13 protein-coding genes are annotated in these 19,120 nt (G+C 43.3%); 2 read left to right on the top strand and 11 right to left on the bottom strand.

Features of this window, described 5'->3' with window-relative positions; all coding sequences use genetic code 11:
• The first annotated feature begins 10 nt into the window (after positions 1–10).
• Complete coding sequence (locus ACSUPM_RS08120) at positions 11–3,022, top strand: LysM peptidoglycan-binding domain-containing protein (protein WP_025653273.1); 3,012 nt, start codon at positions 11–13, stop codon at positions 3,020–3,022.
• Positions 3,023–3,202: 180 nt separating this feature from the next.
• Here ACSUPM_RS08120 and ACSUPM_RS08115 read toward each other — a convergent pair whose 3' ends face one another.
• Both ACSUPM_RS08115 and ACSUPM_RS08110 read right to left on the bottom strand, forming a co-directional pair.
• Positions 3,203–4,411 (bottom strand): transglycosylase SLT domain-containing protein, encoded by a 1,209-nt coding sequence (locus tag ACSUPM_RS08115; RefSeq protein WP_025653274.1) that lies wholly within the window; start codon positions 4,409–4,411, stop codon positions 3,203–3,205.
• A gap of 1,034 nt (positions 4,412–5,445) precedes the next feature.
• Positions 5,446–6,279 (bottom strand): Nif3-like dinuclear metal center hexameric protein, encoded by an 834-nt coding sequence (locus ACSUPM_RS08110; RefSeq protein WP_025653275.1) that lies wholly within the window; start codon positions 6,277–6,279, stop codon positions 5,446–5,448.
• 424 nt (positions 6,280–6,703) lie between these two features.
• Here ACSUPM_RS08110 and ACSUPM_RS08105 point away from each other — a divergent pair, with 424 nt between their 5' ends.
• Positions 6,704–8,032 carry a S1C family serine protease gene (locus tag ACSUPM_RS08105; RefSeq protein WP_025653276.1) on the top strand — a complete coding sequence of 443 codons (1,329 nt, stop codon included), beginning with the start codon at positions 6,704–6,706 and terminating at the stop codon, positions 8,030–8,032.
• A 118-nt stretch (positions 8,033–8,150) separates the two neighbouring features.
• On the opposite strand, the gene yfaE is transcribed toward ACSUPM_RS08105, so the two are convergent.
• The 9 genes from yfaE to rpoD form a co-directional block, all read right to left on the bottom strand.
• On the bottom strand, positions 8,151–8,417 hold the full coding sequence (yfaE, locus tag ACSUPM_RS08100; RefSeq protein ID WP_160020842.1) for a class I ribonucleotide reductase maintenance protein YfaE: 267 nt from the start codon (positions 8,415–8,417) through the stop codon (positions 8,151–8,153).
• A gap of 37 nt (positions 8,418–8,454) precedes the next feature.
• Complete coding sequence (gene nrdB, locus ACSUPM_RS08095) at positions 8,455–9,588, bottom strand: class Ia ribonucleoside-diphosphate reductase subunit beta (RefSeq protein WP_025653278.1); 1,134 nt, start codon at positions 9,586–9,588, stop codon at positions 8,455–8,457.
• A 67-nt stretch (positions 9,589–9,655) separates the two neighbouring features.
• The gene (locus ACSUPM_RS08090) at positions 9,656–10,039 is read right to left on the bottom strand and encodes a hypothetical protein (protein WP_101211035.1); all 384 of its coding nucleotides are present in this window, start codon (positions 10,037–10,039) and stop codon (positions 9,656–9,658) included.
• Positions 10,040–10,079: 40 nt separating this feature from the next.
• Positions 10,080–10,367, bottom strand: a complete 288-nt coding sequence (locus tag ACSUPM_RS08085) for a type II toxin-antitoxin system RelE family toxin (protein WP_436879836.1) — start codon at positions 10,365–10,367, stop codon at positions 10,080–10,082.
• Positions 10,357–10,608 (bottom strand): type II toxin-antitoxin system Phd/YefM family antitoxin, encoded by a 252-nt coding sequence (locus tag ACSUPM_RS08080; protein ID WP_436879835.1) that lies wholly within the window; start codon positions 10,606–10,608, stop codon positions 10,357–10,359. The genes ACSUPM_RS08085 and ACSUPM_RS08080 overlap by 11 nt, the downstream gene beginning before the upstream one ends.
• An 827-nt stretch (positions 10,609–11,435) precedes the next feature.
• Positions 11,436–13,202 carry a GmrSD restriction endonuclease domain-containing protein gene (locus ACSUPM_RS08075; protein ID WP_436879834.1) on the bottom strand — a complete coding sequence of 589 codons (1,767 nt, stop codon included), beginning with the start codon at positions 13,200–13,202 and terminating at the stop codon, positions 11,436–11,438.
• Positions 13,203–13,371: 169 nt separating this feature from the next.
• Positions 13,372–15,648 carry a class 1a ribonucleoside-diphosphate reductase subunit alpha gene (gene nrdA, locus ACSUPM_RS08070; RefSeq protein WP_436879833.1) on the bottom strand — a complete coding sequence of 759 codons (2,277 nt, stop codon included), beginning with the start codon at positions 15,646–15,648 and terminating at the stop codon, positions 13,372–13,374.
• A gap of 514 nt (positions 15,649–16,162) precedes the next feature.
• Positions 16,163–16,519 (bottom strand): YbeD family protein, encoded by a 357-nt coding sequence (locus ACSUPM_RS08065; protein WP_025653284.1) that lies wholly within the window; start codon positions 16,517–16,519, stop codon positions 16,163–16,165.
• A gap of 258 nt (positions 16,520–16,777) precedes the next feature.
• Positions 16,778–18,697 (bottom strand): RNA polymerase sigma factor RpoD, encoded by a 1,920-nt coding sequence (rpoD, locus tag ACSUPM_RS08060; RefSeq protein WP_025653285.1) that lies wholly within the window; start codon positions 18,695–18,697, stop codon positions 16,778–16,780.
• Positions 18,698–19,120: the final 423 nt, after the last annotated feature.

Here is a 19,120-nt window from a genome sequence, read left to right as displayed (position 1 = left end):
TTCCAATATCATGTCTACTGTGCTATCAAACTCTCGCTCATTTATTGCCTTACCCTTGACGCTCGCGGTATCGACTTTACTTATCAGTGCTTGTAGTAATACGTCAACGGTAAAAAATAAGGGCATGACCAACAGCTCAGCTGTGGTTACCAAACGTCCTACCACTCAAGCTGCTAAGCCAAGCACGAACGCTGATTATTCAACGGCGTTTTTAGATGCCGAGAGCTTAGACGAGCTGGCCGATTTGTTAGAAGCGACCGACATGACGATGGTTGAAGGTAATAAACTTGCCATTCAACAATACGGGGACTTGTGGAATCGCCTACGTGCAGGCTATCGCATGAACGGTGGACAGCCTGTTTATAACCAACGTATCGAAGGGCAAAAAGGTTGGTTTACTAGCAGACAGGATTATCTAAACCGTTTAACGGCACGTGCCAGTCGCTATCTATACCATACCGTACGAGAAGCTGAGCGTCGTAATATCCCTACTGAGCTTGCATTATTGCCGGTGATTGAGAGCTCCTATGATCCAAGTGGTACCAGTAGTGCCGCGGCCGCTGGCCTATGGCAGTTCATTCCGAGTACGGGCCGTATTTATGGTCTCAATCAAAGCAGTAGTTACGACGGTCGCCGTGATGTCATCGAATCGACCCGCGCTGCATATGACTTTTTGACAGCCCTACATAATCAGTTCGGTAGTTGGGAGCTGGCCTTGGCCGCTTATAACGCGGGTCCTGGTCGCGTGCAAAAAGCAATCGATGCCAATGCGGCTCGCGGTTTACCAACTGATTATTGGTCACTCAGATTACCGACTGAGACCATGAACTATGTACCACGCTTTTTGGCAGTGGCTGAAATTGTGGCAAAACCTGAGCAATATGGTGTCTACTTGCCTGCTATTGCCAACCGTCAGCATTTCCGTAGTGTGCCAGTGAACTATGGCGTTAGCTTAGCTGAAGTATCGCAAGTAACAGGCGTCAGTTACGACGAATTAGAAAGGCTGAATACTGCGCTGACGTCAGCCCGTGTTGATTCCTCAGGCCCGCAGCGTATCATTATTCCGAATGATGTAAGCCTTAATACTGATGCAAAATTAAGCTCATTACGAGGGAACGGTAGTAGTAATGTCATTGCTACGAGTAATACTAACCCGAATGCACCAACGACGCCAAGCTACAATAGCAAGCCGTACACCACCGGCACGTCATTGCCGTCTACAGGTAGTGCACTTGCAGATTATGCAGCGAGCGCCAGTGTGCCTCAGCAAACGACCAGTTATATCTCACCATCAGCCACGCCGACGAGCAGCTCTGTCTATAGTAACAATGCCGCTGTGCGTACTGAGCCACCACTGACCACGGCAGAAACCAACAAAATCAATGCGGAGCTCAAAAGTAGCAACAGTCTACCGACCACCTCTGCGCAGATTACCCAAAATAATACCATTGTCCAAGAGCCACCGCTAAGTAAAGAAGAGCGTGACTTTATTGCCAATCAAATTCGTAACAGTACGGCTGAAACCAACGTCATCAATGCGGATGGTAATATTAATTTATCTGCAGTACAGACGCAGCAGTCTATTCTAGAAGCGCGCGGCGAAGAGAAAAAACTGAGCTTCCCAAAAACCTCAGTCAGTAAGCCCAAGCCACAAGGCGCGCGCACCACTTATACCGTAAAACGCGGCGATACCTTATCAAACATCGCCACTCGTGCTGGTGTAAGCTGGCGTGACATCGCTGAATGGAACCAAATAGATGCTAGCGCTAAGCTACTATCTGGCAGCACATTATATTTATATGATGCTAAAACCATTGAGCCGATAAGTAGCAGTAGCACAAGCGCTGCTAGCCAGCCTGAGAGCTATGTGGTACAAAGCGGCGACACGCTCATTGGTACGGCCAATCGTTTCGGTTTATCAGTGACCCAACTCGCAAGTTATAACAACCTCAGCAGTCGCGCTGACTTGCTGAGAGGCCAAAAGCTGTGGTTGATTCCCGGTAAGGTCACGGCGCCAGCAACGACACCTGCTGCACCATCGACTAAACCAAGCAAGTCGTCGACAGCGACTAAGAACTACAAAGTCAAAGCAGGCGATGGTCTTATTGCCTTAGCACGTCAATTTAATATCTCAACCGAAACCTTAGCCAGTCTTAACAACATCGGTACTACTAACTCTTTATACGTGGGTCAGACGTTAAAAGTACCGGCTAGCGTAGATTTTAATTCTACTAATAGCAGCACTAGTACTAGTAGTTCGACTAGTAGCGCAAGCTCTTCAGTACCAACGACCAACTATAAAGTAAAATCAGGTGATACCTTAATCGGCATTGCCAATAGTGTGGGCGTCAGTGCGGCAGAGTTGGCTGCGGTGAATAGCAACTTCGATGCTAAGGCGCGTCTACAACGCGGTCAAACGATCAAAGTTCCAGCTTCTAAGGAATTGGTTGATCGTCAGTTAAATGACAAGGCGGTCAGTTATAAAGTAAAATCAGGAGATACCTTAACGGGTGTCGCTCAACGTTACAATATTGGTTTGGGCGATTTGGCAGCAGCCAACAACTTAAAAACCAACTCTAACTTGATATTGGGTCGTACGATTACCATTCCTGCTAACGGTAGTGCTCCTGCCAAAGCTACTTCTAGTACTAGTAATCAAAGTACTAGCAACAGCGCTGCTAGTACCACGACCAGTACAGCCAGTAGTGGCAAAAAACTGGGCAATACTGAGAGTTATAAAGTCAAATCAGGCGATGGCTTAATCGCGCTGGCTCGTCAGTTTGGTATTGCAGTCGAAGATTTGGCAGCGACCAATGATCTCGCGACCAATGCTCAGCTACAGCGTGGCCAAACCATCAAAGTCCCTAAAGCAACGGTAAGCTATACGGTTGGTTCAGGGGATAGTTTGATTGGTCTCGCCCGTAAGTATGGGGTGTCGACTCAAGAGCTTGCGGATATGAACAATATAAAAGCTGATACCATGCTACAGCGTGGTCAGCGTCTAACCGTACCAAATCGCTAATATAGTCGCATTTAGTACAGGTTAAAAATCAAAAAAGCTGCTCTTATAAAAGAGCAGCTTTTTTATTGGAAAAGTTTTATACGTATTTTATTCAAAAGCTTTTATTACGAAGCTTTTACTATGAGTCTTCTACTATCAGGCTTTAAAACAGAAGAATCATTAAACCAAAAAGAAGGGTCATTAAACGGTTTGCGTCTTGATAGTTTCAAGATAGCTCCTAATGTTACTGACATAATGCATCGCTTGTCCATAACGGCTATTAGACGCTCTATTTTCAGCAAGGTAGGCATAAACGTTCGCCCAGCTTTTGTCATCGATGCCCTGAGCTCTCAATTTACGCTGAATGCTTTTTACTGCGTTCGGCCCCATATTATAGCCCGCCAGTGCAAACCAAATACGATCGGTTTTGGGTACATCGGCAAAGTCTGATTTCATTTGCTCTAGATAACGCGCACCACCACCGATACTCTCATAAGGGTCGACACGATTAGACACGCCCATCGCCTTTGCGGTGTTATTGGTCAGCATCATAATGCCGCGTACCCCAGTCGGCGATACCGCATTGGCATCAAGATGTGATTCTTGATAGCCCATCGCCACCAGCAATTCCCAATCATGATTGTAGTTGCGCGCTTGCTCTTCAAAAGACGACTGATAATCAGGCAGCTTTTCTGTCAGCGTTTTTTGGAAATGGTCTTGGCTATACGCATCTTTTAACAAGTTCTGATTATAAAAAGCGGCCAGCTTTTGGGTGTTTTGAAGCTTGATACTGTCGCATAGGAAGTAACTGGCTTTTTGTGATAGCGGATCATTGGCTGAATTAAATGTCCAACTGACTTTTGGATGTAGACCGTTTTTGGTCAAACTGGCATCATAGCCGCAGCTAACATTGACAGAAGACAAATTCAGCTGGCTTTTGAGTTGGGTGCTGGCAGTCGTCAACGCCATATCAGCATTACCTGATTTTACCGCTTTGAGTGCGGCTTCTTCAGTCGCATAGGCTTTTAGATCGACGTCCACACCCAGCTCATCGGCATAGGTACGTACCAAATCATAACCAAAGCCGTGCTGAAAACCGTCCGTCGCAAAATAAGTACTATCTCCAGGGACAGCAGCGATGGTCAAGGTGTTCTCCAACATGACATGGTCATAGGCTGGCACCTGCGCACCCATGGTGGTAAAGCTCTCAGCAGGCAAAGAGAGCAGGGCGATACTAGAGACTTGTGCCAGTTTCTTGGTTCTGGCAAAACGACTTGAGGTAACAGGGTTAACGAATGTAACGAGGTTACTTTTAGTGTTCAGTAGGCGTTTGGACGGACGCAGTAAATATGAGATACGGCGTTTGGCCCCTTGCGCAGATACTTTTACACGATAAGTAATACGCTGCATGGATGTCTCCTAATTTTAGCCATCCTTCTTACCGCAAAAACACATACAAACATATGACCATAATATTGACATATATTGATATTGCCTCTTAAATAAAGTCGCATCTCTTAATGGGACAAATGCCACTCTATTTGTTTGACTATAGCGCCACTAGCGTACTCTCTCTAAGAGTTAGTGGGGTAGTTTGTCGTCAGCCAGCTATCGATGCATTATCAAAGTGTTCTAAAATACTATTTTTAAATTGATTTTAAAAACCGGACGCACAACGACGCGAAGGATATAAATCAGATGATTCCTTCATCGATAACTAAATATGGCTAGTGGCCAAACAACTATATGTCAAACACAGGTAAGGTCATGATTAAGTCATTGAGACAAAGACATCGCATAAAATCTTGATATAATAATTTGCTAATTAAGCAAATACATTCATCTGTTTTTACGATGCTAACTTTTATGGCTGGCTATACCTTGAATCACTAGTAATAGGATAGCTGGCTGTTAAAGTTTCTTGTCCAGCAATAAGGGTAAGTAAAATAACCAAGCTTGATAATTTTTATCGCTTCTTATCAAACAGGTGATTTAATACCATCATCGCGACACTAAAAATAAAAAAATACTATGTTGCTAACATATATAGTGCAAGCATAGTATTTCAATGGATAGCGGTTTAAAGCCTTACCACTTATGTAGCATGATAAAGTCTTAAACAACTACCAGCATTATTTTAGTGCCATAACCGGAAGCTGTAATAAATGGGAAGTTTCATGACAAAACGTTCTTTCTTCAAGTACCAATATGCGGTTATATCGTAGATTATTCAAGTTAAGTTAAGAAAAGAGCGATAAAACTTAACAATTAGGCTATAGACGGTAAGAAATCCACTCGTTATCGCTACATTCGCTAAAGTTTTATTAACATGCGTAACAGACTGAATATCGTTTATTCGAATGAGTGCACTGTTTTGCTCATCTTTATAATGACTAATCGTAATGACTAAGACTAAGACTAAGTGTAATGACTGATTGTAAAAGCTAGGCTGGATTATCAATATCAATAAATGTTACTGGTAGTCCAAATTGCTGAGCAATGATATCGCCTAATGCTTGAATACCACCACGTTCAGTTGCGTGATGACCACAAGCAAAATAATCAATGCCTAGCTCACGTGCAAGGTGGGTGGTACGCTCGGATATTTCACCAGAAATAAAAGCATCACAACCCATCAAGGCCGCTTGCTCAATCATGTCTTGCGCGCCGCCTGTGCAAATGCCCACACGCTCGATAAGCCTATCGTTCGGTCGCTCATCATCAGTATTGGTAGCGGTTTTATAGTTGGCCGAAATATGTAAGGGTATACGCCCTAATGCCTTGGTAATTTGAGCAATAAGACTTTGAGCATTCTGTGGCTCACAAATCGCAATATTACCAACAGGGTGCGCCTCATGAGGATAAAGGGGCCCAATAATTGTCATATCGAGCAAGTCGGCAAGTTTTGCGTTGTTGCCAATAACTGGATGGGCATCTAGGGGTAAGTGATAGCCAAGCATCGATATGCCGTGCTGCATTAATTTACGGATACGTCGACCTTTCATACCCGTAATGGGCGCGGGTTCCCCTTTCCAAAAATAACCATGATGCACCACAATAGCGCCGGCGTTATCAGCAATAGCGGCATCAATTAAAGCTTCACAGGCGGTCACACCCGTAACGATACGCTGAATCGGACGTCCGCCATCTACTTGTAGACCGTTTGGCGCATAGTCTTGAAAGGCGCTAGCAGACAGATACTCGTCGCAAAAAGTGGCTAAGCTTTGCGCGGTAACAATTGTATTGGTTGGGACAGTTAAGCTATCATTGGCTGTCATCGTTTTTCCTTGTCGTGGCGTTGTATTGTTATGGCGTTTCATCTTTATCATGTTTCATTTTATAGCGCCAATTTATCAATTTGATTGATTGATTTCGTTGGTCAATGTGGCGCTTGATTAATCATGACTAAAAGCAGATGCCTTTTTATAGTCATCATTTTAACATGGTGGTGTCAAAGAGTAGACAAGGCTAATAACTCAAATGGTACACGATACGTTACCAATTAAAGGCATGGGCGGGTATAATTCGCATACGTGAGTTTGCCTGATTATTAGGTTTTAATCAGTGCTTGTAATCCATATTTGTAATCCATACTTGTAATCCGTTAAGCACAGCCAGCCACTCAATAGTATCTACTTAGCACAAAGTGTCTCATCTTATTGGTCATTGCCTGTTTGTATCAAATTTATAGAGGTTTTATCTATGTCGCCAGCCCCGAACACCAACAACAAGACGTCTCTATTAAAATGGTTACCGTGGATTTTATTACTGTTAGTGCTTGCAGCGTTTATCTGGTTATTCACCAGTATGAAAACGCCGTCAGAAGCCACTTGGGAGCCACCAAGAACCTCGGCTGCTGAGCAGGCAGCGTCGGAACCTGTAGCCGATACGCCAACGCCTATTTCCTCTTATCATAATGCCGTTAGCCGTGCGTCGCAGTCAGTGGTCAACATCTATACGACACAGACCATGGCGGAGCATCCTTATATGGATGATCCTGTGTTGCGCCGCTTCTTTGAGTTCCATGGTGGACCGCCACAAGATCAAGGCCCAACCAACTTGGGCTCGGGTGTGATTGTGTCAGAAGACGGCTTTATCGTCACCAATGCGCACGTAATCGAAAAGGCAGATGAGATTACCGTTGCCTTTAATGATGGTCGTAAGAGTCGCGCTAAGCTTATCGGTACCGACCCAGACAGTGATTTGGCAGTGATTCGGGTCGACATGACTGGATTGACACCGTTAGGCTTCCGTGAAGAACCTATTAAAGTGGGAGACATTGCATTAGCGATTGGTAATCCGTTCGGTGTCGGTCAAACAGTGACGCAAGGGATTATTTCAGCAACGGGTCGTACTGGACTTGGGGTCAATAAGTTTGAAGACTTTATCCAAACCGATGCCGCTATCAATCCCGGTAACTCGGGCGGCGCACTGGTTGATGCGCGCGGTGAATTGGTTGGTATTAATACGGCTATTTACTCACGCTCTGGTGGCTCGATGGGCATTGGTTTTGCTATCCCGACCGCCCTAGTTGAGCAAGTGATGAATGCTCTGATCAAAGATGGTAAGGTCAGTCGCGGCTGGCTAGGTATTGAGATACAGTCGCAGCTTCGGGATCCGACGCAGCTTGAAACCTCGACGGGTGTAGAAGTGCTAAATGTTATCGATAAAGGTCCAGCTGCCAAGAGTGGTCTGCGCGTTGGCGATATCATCCTGACGATTGATGGCGTTGAGATGACCGATGCCAACACGCTGATTCAGTATGTCGCTCGCAAACCACCCAATACTGAGCTAAACGCCCAGATATTACGCCGTGGTAAAAATGCGCAAGTGAAGATACTGTTAGAGGAGCGTCCTGTGCAAGAGCCAGTCGAGCGCCCTGTTATTATCGAAGATGAGACCATGAATGGTCTTGGTCAACCCAACATGCAAGACGGTGGACAAGAGACGCCCATGATGTCAGAAGCCGAGCGTGACCGTATGCGTGAAGAGCTGCTAAAACTGTTTGACCAAGATGGCGTGGCTCAGTAGTTTCTTGGGTCAGAATAATTGGCGCAAGGGCTCAAAAAGATTATTAGCATAAAAAAAGCGCGTTATCTTATGTAGATAGCGCGCTTTTTATTGATCTTAACGTTTTATAAATGAGAGGTTATTTCTCGACTGGTTCGTGGTTGATATAAATCACCCCTTGCACACGGCAGCAGCAGGGTAGGATCTCATCGTCCTCAATCATCGCAAGCGGAGCAAACGGGTAATCGACCGTATGCGAGCTGGCAATGCGCTTGACTCGGCAGCTACCACAGTAGCCTTCCTTGCACTGATAATTGACCTCATGTCCGGTGCGCAACAGTCCATCGAGTAGACTCTCATTATCATGCAAATAGAATTGTTTTTTACTGGTCATTACCCAAGTCATGATAAATCCTATGTAAAAAGCGTAAAGCTACTAAAGCCTAAAGCTCAAAATCATCAAAGTCACTGTCTGATAAGTCCGAATCAATCTGACCGACCAAGTACGAGCTGATTTCGGTTTCTTGCGGTGCGACCTGTACATTGTCAGACGACAACCACGTATTGATCCAAGGAATCGGATTTGATTTTGATTTCGGGAAAGCTGATGGCAAGCCCACCGCTTCCATACGCAAGTTGGTGATGTATTCGATATATTGGCACAGAATATCTTTATTCAGACCAATCATCGAGCCGTCTTTGAACAGATAACCTGCCCATTCTTTTTCTTGCTCAGCCGCCTTGCGGAATATCTCGATGCTTTCCTCATAGCACTCTGCGGCAATTTCGACCATCTCGGGATCGTCACGACCGTTGCGCATGAGGTTTAGCATATGCTGCGTACCAGTCAAATGCAGCGCTTCATCACGAGCGATGAGTTTAATGATTTTGGCATTACCTTCCATCAGCTTACGCTCAGCAAAGGCAAACGAGCAGGCAAACGACACATAAAAGCGAATGGCTTCTAAGACGTTGACCGCCATAATGCACAGATACATTTGCTTCTTAAGTGACCTCAAATCAACGGTGATTTCTTTACCGTTGATATTGTGCGTACCAGCACCGTACAGGCTATACAGCTGCGAATTGCGATACAGCTCGTCATAATATTGAGCGATGTCTGAAGCACGCTCTAAAATGTGCTCGTTTTGCATAATATCGTCAAACACAATACCGGGATCGTTGACGATATTACGAATGATATGGGTATAGCTGCGTGAGTGAATGGTCTCAGAGAATGACCACGTCTCAATCCATGTCTCCAGCTCAGGAATCGATACCAGCGGCAGTAGCACGACGTTTGGGCTACGACCTTGGATAGAGTCGAGTAGGGTCTGGTACTTTAGGTTACTGATAAAGATATGCTGCTCATGCGAGGACAGATTGCCGTAGTCCATACGGTCTTTTGACACATCGACTTCTTCTGGACGCCAAAAGAATGACAGCTGCTTTTCAATTAATTGCTCAAAGATGGGGTGCTTTTGTTGGTCGTAGCGGGCAATATTGACTGGCTGACCAAAGAACATCGGCTCTTTCATGGCGTCATTTGGTGTTTGGGAAAAAATCGAATAAGTCATGGGACTGCCTTTATAAGTGATACGGTTATTAATTTATATGGATTTGACTGGGTTTGCTTGGATTGGATTACAAGTTCTCTAACGATATCTGTTCTGACGTCTGTCCATCATTCATATACGCTTTAAATATCTCGCTCAGCTCCACATCATCCAATGCTTCCAATTCATCGATTGCGCTTTTGCGCAGCGCACTCAAGCCTTCATCATCTGACAGTTGCTGTATTTCTTTCTGTGCGTCTTTTTTGGTCGCTCTCTTTACTGGTTTTTTGGGTGCTTTTGCGGTGTCTTTCTTTGGTGTTTCTAGTGTTGATACAGCGCCTTCGCTTAATTGCTGACGAACTTCCTCGATGTCTACTTCTACTTGTACGATATGCGAGCCGCCATCGTTTAGGTCTGAAAATACGTTAGGGATAAACAAACCACCGTCTTTGATGATTGCGGTATATTGCACGTCTATGACCTCCATCATTTCTATTCTGTCTGTGTTTCAATTATGGTTGGCGCGATACAAGGCTTTCATATACCTTATTGTTTTCTCTTTTGCCTACGGCTAGCACATAAACCACCACCACGTCATCTTTGACGGTATAAACCAGACGATAGCCTATGGTGCGTAATTTGATTTTATAGGCGTCTGTATGTCCTGAAAGTTTCGACGCAGGAACACGAGGATTTAATAAGCGCTGCTGTAATTTTTTCTTAAACTGCTGCTGAATACTGGGCGCTAACTTTTTCCATTCTTTTAATGCTAAGGGATGAAATTCAAGACTATAAGTCATCCAATGTAACCTTTATAGGTGTTTGCCCGTCATTCATTCGGGCGCTAACCGTTTGGCTTAATGCCATGTCGTCCATCGCTTCCATCATGCGCTCAAATACGTCTGTTGAGACTAGGTAAGCTACGGGTTTGTTGTGGTTTAAAATAGCAATGGACTCACCGTCTGACTGCTTAATCAGTGCCGAAGGGTTGTTCTTTAACTCTGAGATACTGGCTGTCTGTGTCGCAAATATCGGTTGCATAATTCATTCTCCGCTAATATTACGCTCTAAATATAGGGCTAATATTAGCACGAAAGATAGGTCTTAATTACTACTAAATTAAATTTAGATACATGAAGTATTTTAGTTCAGTGCTGCTTACAAACAACGTCTTCCAGTACCACAGTTTCATCACTAATTATGTCTAGTATTGATGCTATCAAGTATTCACTAGAAAATTCTCTGATGACTATAGTGTAGGGCGCCCAAAAGTAGTTGCTAAATGGTGAATCTATGACAGTGTTGTCCATAGAAGCTATCACGCAATCTAGTGAAAAGGTAGTACCCGCGTAAACATTGCCTTTGTACTCTAGAAAAAAATCTAAGTTTTCGGATAACTTGTCACTTATTTCAAATGAATGGTGGGTATAAATCCGCAAATCATTTGCATCATATAAAGTATCGGACATGTGGCTTATCTCGTTTAGATCTAGGTTATAAATTGAGTTAAGTTGTAGCTTATCCTGACTTAACTTAGATAAACTATAACTCTCTTATATAATCAGACTCTTGACCATTCCAGCCACACTCTATACACATGCCTTTTTCGAAACGATGACTACAGTTTGGATAGCCATAAAGTTTGTGAGCGCAATTTGGACACAAGCCTGACATCTTTAAGCTATCTTTAAAGTATGATAATTGGCACTCATCACAGGTGCTTTTTGCTCTATTCATGACTTGATTCAAAGCCCAACATTTTGACGTAGTAGGCGTAGAGTACACCTCGCGCACCTTTATACACAATTTCTATATTATCGGTGCGCTGGGCGCACTTTATTTATGCTAATTAGATTTATTAACTACTTTCAAAACCTTTTAACTATATCTGCGATTTTTTTTGGTTTTTCTGCCTTAGTAGTTTCATCTGCTGAACGAAAATATATATCATCTTCATAATAAGAGACTTCTTTCTGAGGGGGGACATTAATTATAATGAGACCTAAACCAAAAAAATCATTATAATCAATGTTAGACAGAACTTGATCCTTCAAAACTTCAGACAATGCAGAGTTTCTTATCCCATCTTTCCATTTAGCAAAGTATTCTTCTACGGTAATATCTAGTACTTTAGCTTCTCGTGATATACCAACAATATATTTCCTACCAACTTTTTTAGCTTCAATTTTATCTAGGTCACAAACTCTATTTTTATCACTTTCATTATCAACAATACCTATAATAATTGTTCCAGTATTATGAGGACCGTTATTGGCTATAGCACATATAGTTTTAATAACTTTAGTAATCATGTTTTCATCGATAGACCTATTATGATCTAATCGGAGTAGCCCTTGTTTAAGCTCATAATTGGGTAGTTCTATTTCAGAACGTCTTATAATGTTTTCTATATCAATATGAGTATGAGCGCCATATATATGATCTAAATTAGCTATATCGATTAAAAAACTAGAAATAAGTCCTTTTATCATGTCGATATTTTTTCTTCTCTCAATTGGAGAGGCACCTTTACGACTTGATTCTATTCTTGTAGACAAATAAGTAAGAGCTTTTCGAGTTTCTGCATAATCAGATATTACTTTTCTATCAGTAACCAATTTCTCATAAAAAGCTATGAACAGAGCTGAGAATGTCGAAGGAAATCCATTCGAAGTAGGTTTTTTAAAAATAATATCTCGAAGTTTGTCACCACTTCCAGATTTACTTACTTTTTCAATTTCTGCTATACAATATTTAAATTCTTCTACAATGCGGTCAGAACCATATACATCTAGTGCGTCTAAAACTCTTTTGCTTTGAGCACTATCATCTATATATATTTTATCTAGAGCGTCTTTTGATCTTGTAAGTAATTCACCACCAACAACTGATGCTACGATATCAGCAATGCATTGTTCGTCCATGCTATCTCTTAAATCAGTTGAACGAAGAATACCTTGTTGCACCCAAAATACCTCTTCTGCTTTTACATCATAGCCATGATTAGACATAGGCAAGTCTATACTAATAGAAGGCATTTGGCTTAAGGGTAAGACATCTAGGGAGTTATCACCTCTAATTTGACAAGCAATAGTTCGTACCACTTCTGAGAAGTCATTCTGAACGCCAGCTTGTCGTCTCTCTTGATCGCTTAGACGATGCCCATAAGTATTTATACGAGCAAATACATCATTAATTTCCGCTTTACTTGCATTTCGCATAATAGAGAGAGCGAGAGTGTAATCTAGTATCAAAGATACTTCATCTCTGTTGAGTAATAACTCTGAATCCGACGGTGTGAACATACCTTCATCAGATTTTGCTTTAGCTGTAGGAAAAAATTCTAAATTGAAGTATTTTCCATCAAGAGTAGAAAACGAATTTTGTATAAAAGATATAATTGCATGAAGTCTTTGAAGGCCATCTATAATTTCATAAGTCCCAGAATGTTCTCGCTCTGCTATTAGTATTGCAGGAATAGGGTACTTATTTAAAATTGATTCTATCAGCCTTTGTTTTTCTTCTAATGTCCACACTAATTTTCTTTGATAACGTCGGTTGACATTTATCTTTCCATCGTTATACCAAGCATAGATAGATTGAATTGATGTAGGTTGAGAAGCTAGTTCTGCCATTTTATTTACCAAAGTAATTAATGTTTATTGTTATATATAAAATTACATTTTTAAAATCCAGTTCAAGAACTTAAAAAACTCATACATATAGAAAGAAGTGACAAGTTTGACCCAAAAGCCAAACCCGCCATTCATCAGAAATTCTATTTAAAGAGCTTCTCTAGCAAACCTAGATCTTACATGCACCGCCAGCACAATCATCTTCCATATCCGCTTGGGCATCGTTCGCACCATCACGAGTGTTGTGGTAGTACAACGTCTTCACGCCAAGCTTATAAGCGTTGAGCAGATCTTTAAGCAATATCTTCATCGGTACACGGCCACCTTCATAACGAACCGGATCGTAGTTAGTATTGGCAGAGATGCTTTGATCGACGAACTTTTGCATGATAGCGACGAGCTTTAAATAACCGTCATTGTTCGGCATTTGCCATAGTAGCTCGTACTGATCTTTTAGGGTAGCAATCTCAGGCACGACTTGCTTGAGGATACCGTCCTTTGACGCTTTGATAGAGACCAGACCGCGTGGTGGCTCGATACCATTGGTCGCGTTGGCAATCTGACTAGAAGTCTCAGACGGCATCAAGGCGGTTAGGGTAGAGTTGCGCAGACCGTGAGTGGTGATTTCAGTGCGTAGCGTTTCCCAATCGAGATGTAGCGGCTCTTGGCAGATTTTATCCAAGTCGGCTTTGTACGTATCAATCGGCAAGATACCTTGCGAGTAAGTTGTCTCATTGAACGCAGGGCACGCGCCTTGCTCTTTTGCCAATTTGTTTGAGGCTTTTAAGAGATAGAATTGCAATGCTTCAAAGGTTTGATGGGTTAGACCATGCGCGCTGTCGTCTGAATAGCGTACACCATTTTTAGCAAGGTAATAAGCATAGTTAATCACGCCCACACCTAGCGTACGACGACGCATACTGCCGTTTTGCGCAGCTTTCACCGGATAGTCTTGATAGTCGAGTAGGGCATCAAGCGCACGGACGATGAGTTCTGCTGGCTCTTCGATATCGCTGACGTTTTCAACTTTACCTAAGTTAACTGCTGATAGCGTACAAAGCGCGATTTCGCCTTCTTCGTCATTGATGTTATCCAGTGGTTTAGTCGGTAGGGCGATTTCCATGCATAGGTTTGACTGACGAATCGGAGCGACCGTCGGATCAAACGGGCTATGAGTGTTGCAATGGTCGACGTTTTGGATATAGATACGACCCGTGCTGGCGCGCTCTTGCATCATTAGGCTAAACAAATCTGCCGCTGGGATTTGACGGCTACGAATGCTTGGGTCATTCTCGTACTTGGTGTATAACTCTTCGAATTTGTCTTGATCTTCAAAGAAGGCATCATACAAGCCAGGGGTATCACCCGGTGAGAATAGCGAGATATCTTGACCTTTGATGAGGCGGGTATACATCGTTTTGTTTAACTGAACGCCATAATCCATATGACGAACACGGTTGTCTTCGACGCCGCGGTTGTTTTTGAGTACCAGTAATGACTCCACTTCCAAATGCCATAATGGGTAAAATAGGGTCGCAGCACCGCCACGGACGCCACCTTGTGAGCAGCATTTCACCGCCGTTTGAAACAGTTTATAAAATGGGATACAGCCAGTATGCTGCGCTTCGCCGCCACGGATAGGGCTACCAAGGGCACGGATACGACCTGCGTTGATGCCGATGCCAGCACGCTGCGATACATAGCGTACGATGGCGCTAGTGGTCGCGTTGATTGAATCTAGGCTATCACCACATTCGATCAGTACACACGAGCTAAACTGGCGTGATGGCGTACGCACACCTGACATGATTGGCGTCGGTAGCGAAATTTTGAACTCTGAAGTCGCATCATAGAAGCGCTTCACATAGCTCATGCGCTCAGCTCTGTCGTAATTGGCGAACAGACACATACCGACCAGCATATATAAGAACTGCGGGCTCTCATAAACAGTTTTGCTGACGCGATCTTGCACGAGGTATTTACCCGCCATTTGCTCAACAGCAGCATAAGCCAAATTCATATCGCGCCAGTGGTCGAGGTATTCTTCTAACTCGTCAAATTCAGCACGGCTATAGTCGGCTAGGATATGTTGATCATATTTGCCAGCGTCAGTCAGTTTTTTGACATGGTCATATAGGTGCGGCGGAGTGAATTTATTATAAGCAATCTTACGCAGATGAAAGATGGCCAAGCGCGCGGCTAAATACTGATAGTCAGGCGTGGTTTCAGAGATAAGGTCAGCGGCAGACTTGATGATGGTCTCGTGAATATCACGAGTTTTGATACCTTCATAAAACTGAATGTGCGACTTTAGCTCAACTTGTGACACAGACACGTTATCCAAATCGTCCGCTGCCCAGGCAATAACCTTGTGAATTTTGTCTAAATCAATAGGCTCTAAACGTCCGTCACGTTTGGTCACTTGGATTTTGTCGATATGTGTCATGCTAGCCTCTTAGATGATTGCTTATATTATTCGCTAAGCGGTTAAGTCCGCGAAACGTTTATTATCAAATGAATAATCAAACTACTAATAATCAATAGCTTAGCAGTGCTTTTTTATGGCAAAAGCATCCAGCTGCTCGAAATAATGATAAAAATCATTGAGCACTACATGTAGCGTATTTATTAGTAGGTAGGCACAATATAGCGGGAAAATTTTGAAAATACTATATTGATTTTAGTAGCAAACTATGTTGCTAAGGGGTGAAAGCGCGTCCAAATTTTGGCAAAGGACGACGGGGCAAGGGTTAGGTGCGAATGACACAAATAATAAGTTTTTTGTAAAAATGGATGGTCGTTTGCTTTTTATTATTTGCTAAAGGGTCGAGTGATAGTTGTGGTCATCACCGTAATAATTCGGATGCAGATTGTACCGCAGACAACAAAAAATCGCCACCCATATGAGTGACGATTTAGACCTAAAAAGGGTTGTTTTTTTCTAAACACGCATTACCTGTTTATACAACCAAGCGTACCGTTTTGGCATCGTCTAGTGAGGCATAAAGCGTATTTACTTGTTCAACAGTGGTTAAATACAGATTGGCACGTACCGAATGAAAACGTCCTGTTTTTGACGGTTTAACTTCCATAGATGCCAAATCAAACTCTGGGAACTGGCTACCGAGGATGAGCTTCACTTCATTCAGCAAATTCTCATGCTCGCCTTCATGACCGATGATGCTCAGTGGGTAGTTCATTGGGAACTCCCAAAGCTCAGGATTTTGCACGTCGGTTTTTTTGCCTTTCAAAATACCGTCATTGGCGACTAACTCGGTCACTTTGACGTCTCTTTTTGGGTTGTTGTTATCGCTCATCATCGTATCCTTATCGTTATTTGAGAATGTCGCTTACATACTGGCTATTTATAATGGCACTTGACCCGTTATTCAAGGGCACTGATACGTATTGAAGCAAATTAGTAGCGCTGAAAAAGAGCACTGCTATTGTTAAAATAAGCTAGCAATACCATAAATGACTATCTTGTAAACACAAAAAAGCTGAGTCATGCTCAGCTTTTTTGATTTGATTCTAAGAATGCTTATATAGTGTTCAGCATTTCCTACTTAGATAAATTAGTCATTTTCAAGGAAAGAGCGTAGGTGCTCAGAGCGTGATGGATGACGCAATTTACGTAGGGCTTTTGCTTCAATCTGACGAATACGCTCACGCGTCACGTCGAACTGCTTACCGACTTCTTCCAACGTATGATCCGTTGGCATATCGATACCGAAACGCATTTTTAGCACACGTGCTTCACGCTCAGTCAAGTTACCCAATACGTCACGAGTGGCTTCACGCAGACCAGCCGCCGTAGCATCATCAACAGGACTTGAGATAGTACCATCTTCGATGAAATCGCCTAGGTGTGAGTCTTCATCATCACCGATGGGCGTCTCCATAGAGATAGGCTCTTTGGCGATTTTTAGCACTTTACGGACTTTGACTTCGTCCATCTCTAAGCGTTCACCTAATTCCTCAGGTGTCGGCTCGCGTCCCATCTCTTGTAATAGCTGACGTGAAACACGGTTAATTTTATTAATCGTCTCAATCATATGCACAGGGATACGAATGGTACGCGCCTGATCCGCGATAGAGCGGGTAATCGCCTGACGAATCCACCAAGTGGCATAGGTCGAGAACTTATAACCACGGCGGTATTCAAATTTATCGACCGCTTTCATCAGACCGATATTACCTTCTTGGATTAAATCCAAGAACTGTAGACCACGGTTGGTATATTTCTTAGCGATAGAGATAACCAGACGCAAGTTAGCTTCGACCATCTCTTTTTTGGCGCGGCGAGCTTTTGCTTCACCAACTGCCATACGACGGGCAACGTCTTTCATATCGTGAATTTTCATATCGAGCTGCTGCTCGTAATCACGAATTTTACGTTGTAGCAAAATCACGTCATCGGTGACTTTTTCTAGCGTACCAGCAAAAGCGGGCTTGCCTTTTAGGCGCTCAATGAGCCAATCAACGTTGGTTTCATTGCTAGGGAAGGTCTTGCGGAACTCATCACGCGGCATACGACCACGGCGAATCACCAAACGCATGATTTGACGTTCTTGCTTACGCACATCATCATACACGTCATGCATGATAGCCATGACTTGGTCTGACAAGCGATTGTTGAGCTTGAGCATCATAAAGCGTTCTGCCAATTGCGCATAGGCTTCGTCGGCTTGTGCGCTACCACGACCATAGTCGAGCAAGGCCTGTTTGGCTTTAATAAATAGGTTTTCGATCTCTTCTAGACGCAAGCGTACTTCTTCTGGATCGATGCCGCCCGTTTCTTCTTCCTCTTCCTCAGCGTCATCAATATCATCAGCGTCGTCATCATCGAGATCGTCTTTCGCATTGGCTTTTGGCTTGATAACAGGCGGGTTTTCTTTTTCTTCTTTGATGCGCTCGCGCTCTTCTTTCGCCGCTTCTTTGGCTTCTTGAGCCGCTATTTTGTCTTCTTCGGTCTCAGGATCCAAAAAGCCGGTGATGACATCAGAGAGTTTTTTGTCGCCATCTTGCACTTTTTGATATTCATCAAGGACGAATTGTACCGTGCCCGGCCAGTATGACATCGCATGCTGGACGTCACGAATACCTTCTTCGATACGCTTGGCAATAGCAATCTCGCCTTCACGGGTTAAGAGGTCAACCGTACCCATCTCACGCATATACATACGCACAGGGTCAGTGGTGCGACCAGGCTCTGTCTCAACAGAGGCAAGCACTGCCGCTGCCTCATCCGCTGCCATGTCATCATCACTTGAATCATCGTTCATCAAGATGTCATCGGCATCGGGGGCAGACTCAAAGATTTTAATGCCAACGTCGGTCAGCATTTGCACGATGTCTTCGATCTGGTCACTTTCGGTAATAGAGTCGGGTAGTTGGTCATTCACCTCGGCATAGGTAAGATACCCTTGCTCTTTACCCATTTGGATTAAGGTGGCCAGTTGAGAGGTGGACTTAGAAACTGACTTATCGTTCATAAATACTCGCTTACTTGCATCGGACATTTTTATAGGGTGACTCGCTAGCGCTCGCTCGGTGCGTTGATCTAATCAATCGATTAATCAAAATAAGGCGTAGGGACAGTCAACAATATCAAAAATGAGTGGATATGAATAAAGGCTCAAAACACTACAATAACGGAGCTAAAAAACTGTTAAAAATATATCAAAAATAATAATTGTTAAAAGTAATACTAAAAATTTGTGCTTAACGATGCACGCTTATAGTCATTTCGTAAGCCATGCTATAAATAGTTAGCGACACAGTTTAACACAGACCAGTGTAGTCAAGCACGAGGTAGTGCATGCTCTCTATCATATTTACTCATTATTTTCGATTCGTATAATGGTTTATTGTTCGTATAATGAATGATAAAGATGGCTTGAGCGATTGGCCATAAT

The organism is Psychrobacter okhotskensis (assembly GCF_965638355.1).
GTDB classification, from domain to species: Bacteria; Pseudomonadota; Gammaproteobacteria; order Pseudomonadales; family Moraxellaceae; genus Psychrobacter; species Psychrobacter okhotskensis.
The sequence above is the reverse complement of the archived record's forward strand: the minus strand, read 5'-3'. Positions and strand labels throughout refer to the sequence as shown.

Excerpts from the sequence above, each read along its gene's own strand:
- ACSUPM_RS08105 (WP_025653276.1), top strand. The coding sequence starts at position 6,704 with ATGTCGCCAGCCCCGAACACCAACAACAAGACGTCTCTATTAAAATGG.
- nrdA (WP_436879833.1), bottom strand. The coding sequence starts at position 15,648 with ATGACACATATCGACAAAATCCAAGTGACCAAACGTGACGGACGTTTA.
- ACSUPM_RS08080 (WP_436879835.1), bottom strand. The coding sequence starts at position 10,608 with ATGCAACCGATATTTGCGACACAGACAGCCAGTATCTCAGAGTTAAAG.
- ACSUPM_RS08120 (WP_025653273.1), top strand. The coding sequence starts at position 11 with ATGTCTACTGTGCTATCAAACTCTCGCTCATTTATTGCCTTACCCTTG.
- rpoD (WP_025653285.1), bottom strand. The coding sequence starts at position 18,697 with ATGAACGATAAGTCAGTTTCTAAGTCCACCTCTCAACTGGCCACCTTA.
- ACSUPM_RS08085 (WP_436879836.1), bottom strand. The coding sequence starts at position 10,367 with ATGACTTATAGTCTTGAATTTCATCCCTTAGCATTAAAAGAATGGAAA.
- yfaE (WP_160020842.1), bottom strand. The coding sequence starts at position 8,417 with ATGACTTGGGTAATGACCAGTAAAAAACAATTCTATTTGCATGATAAT.
- ACSUPM_RS08115 (WP_025653274.1), bottom strand. The coding sequence starts at position 4,411 with ATGCAGCGTATTACTTATCGTGTAAAAGTATCTGCGCAAGGGGCCAAA.
- nrdB (WP_025653278.1), bottom strand. The coding sequence starts at position 9,588 with ATGACTTATTCGATTTTTTCCCAAACACCAAATGACGCCATGAAAGAG.
- ACSUPM_RS08075 (WP_436879834.1), bottom strand. The coding sequence starts at position 13,202 with ATGGCAGAACTAGCTTCTCAACCTACATCAATTCAATCTATCTATGCT.
- ACSUPM_RS08110 (WP_025653275.1), bottom strand. The coding sequence starts at position 6,279 with ATGACAGCCAATGATAGCTTAACTGTCCCAACCAATACAATTGTTACC.
- ACSUPM_RS08065 (WP_025653284.1), bottom strand. The coding sequence starts at position 16,519 with ATGAGCGATAACAACAACCCAAAAAGAGACGTCAAAGTGACCGAGTTA.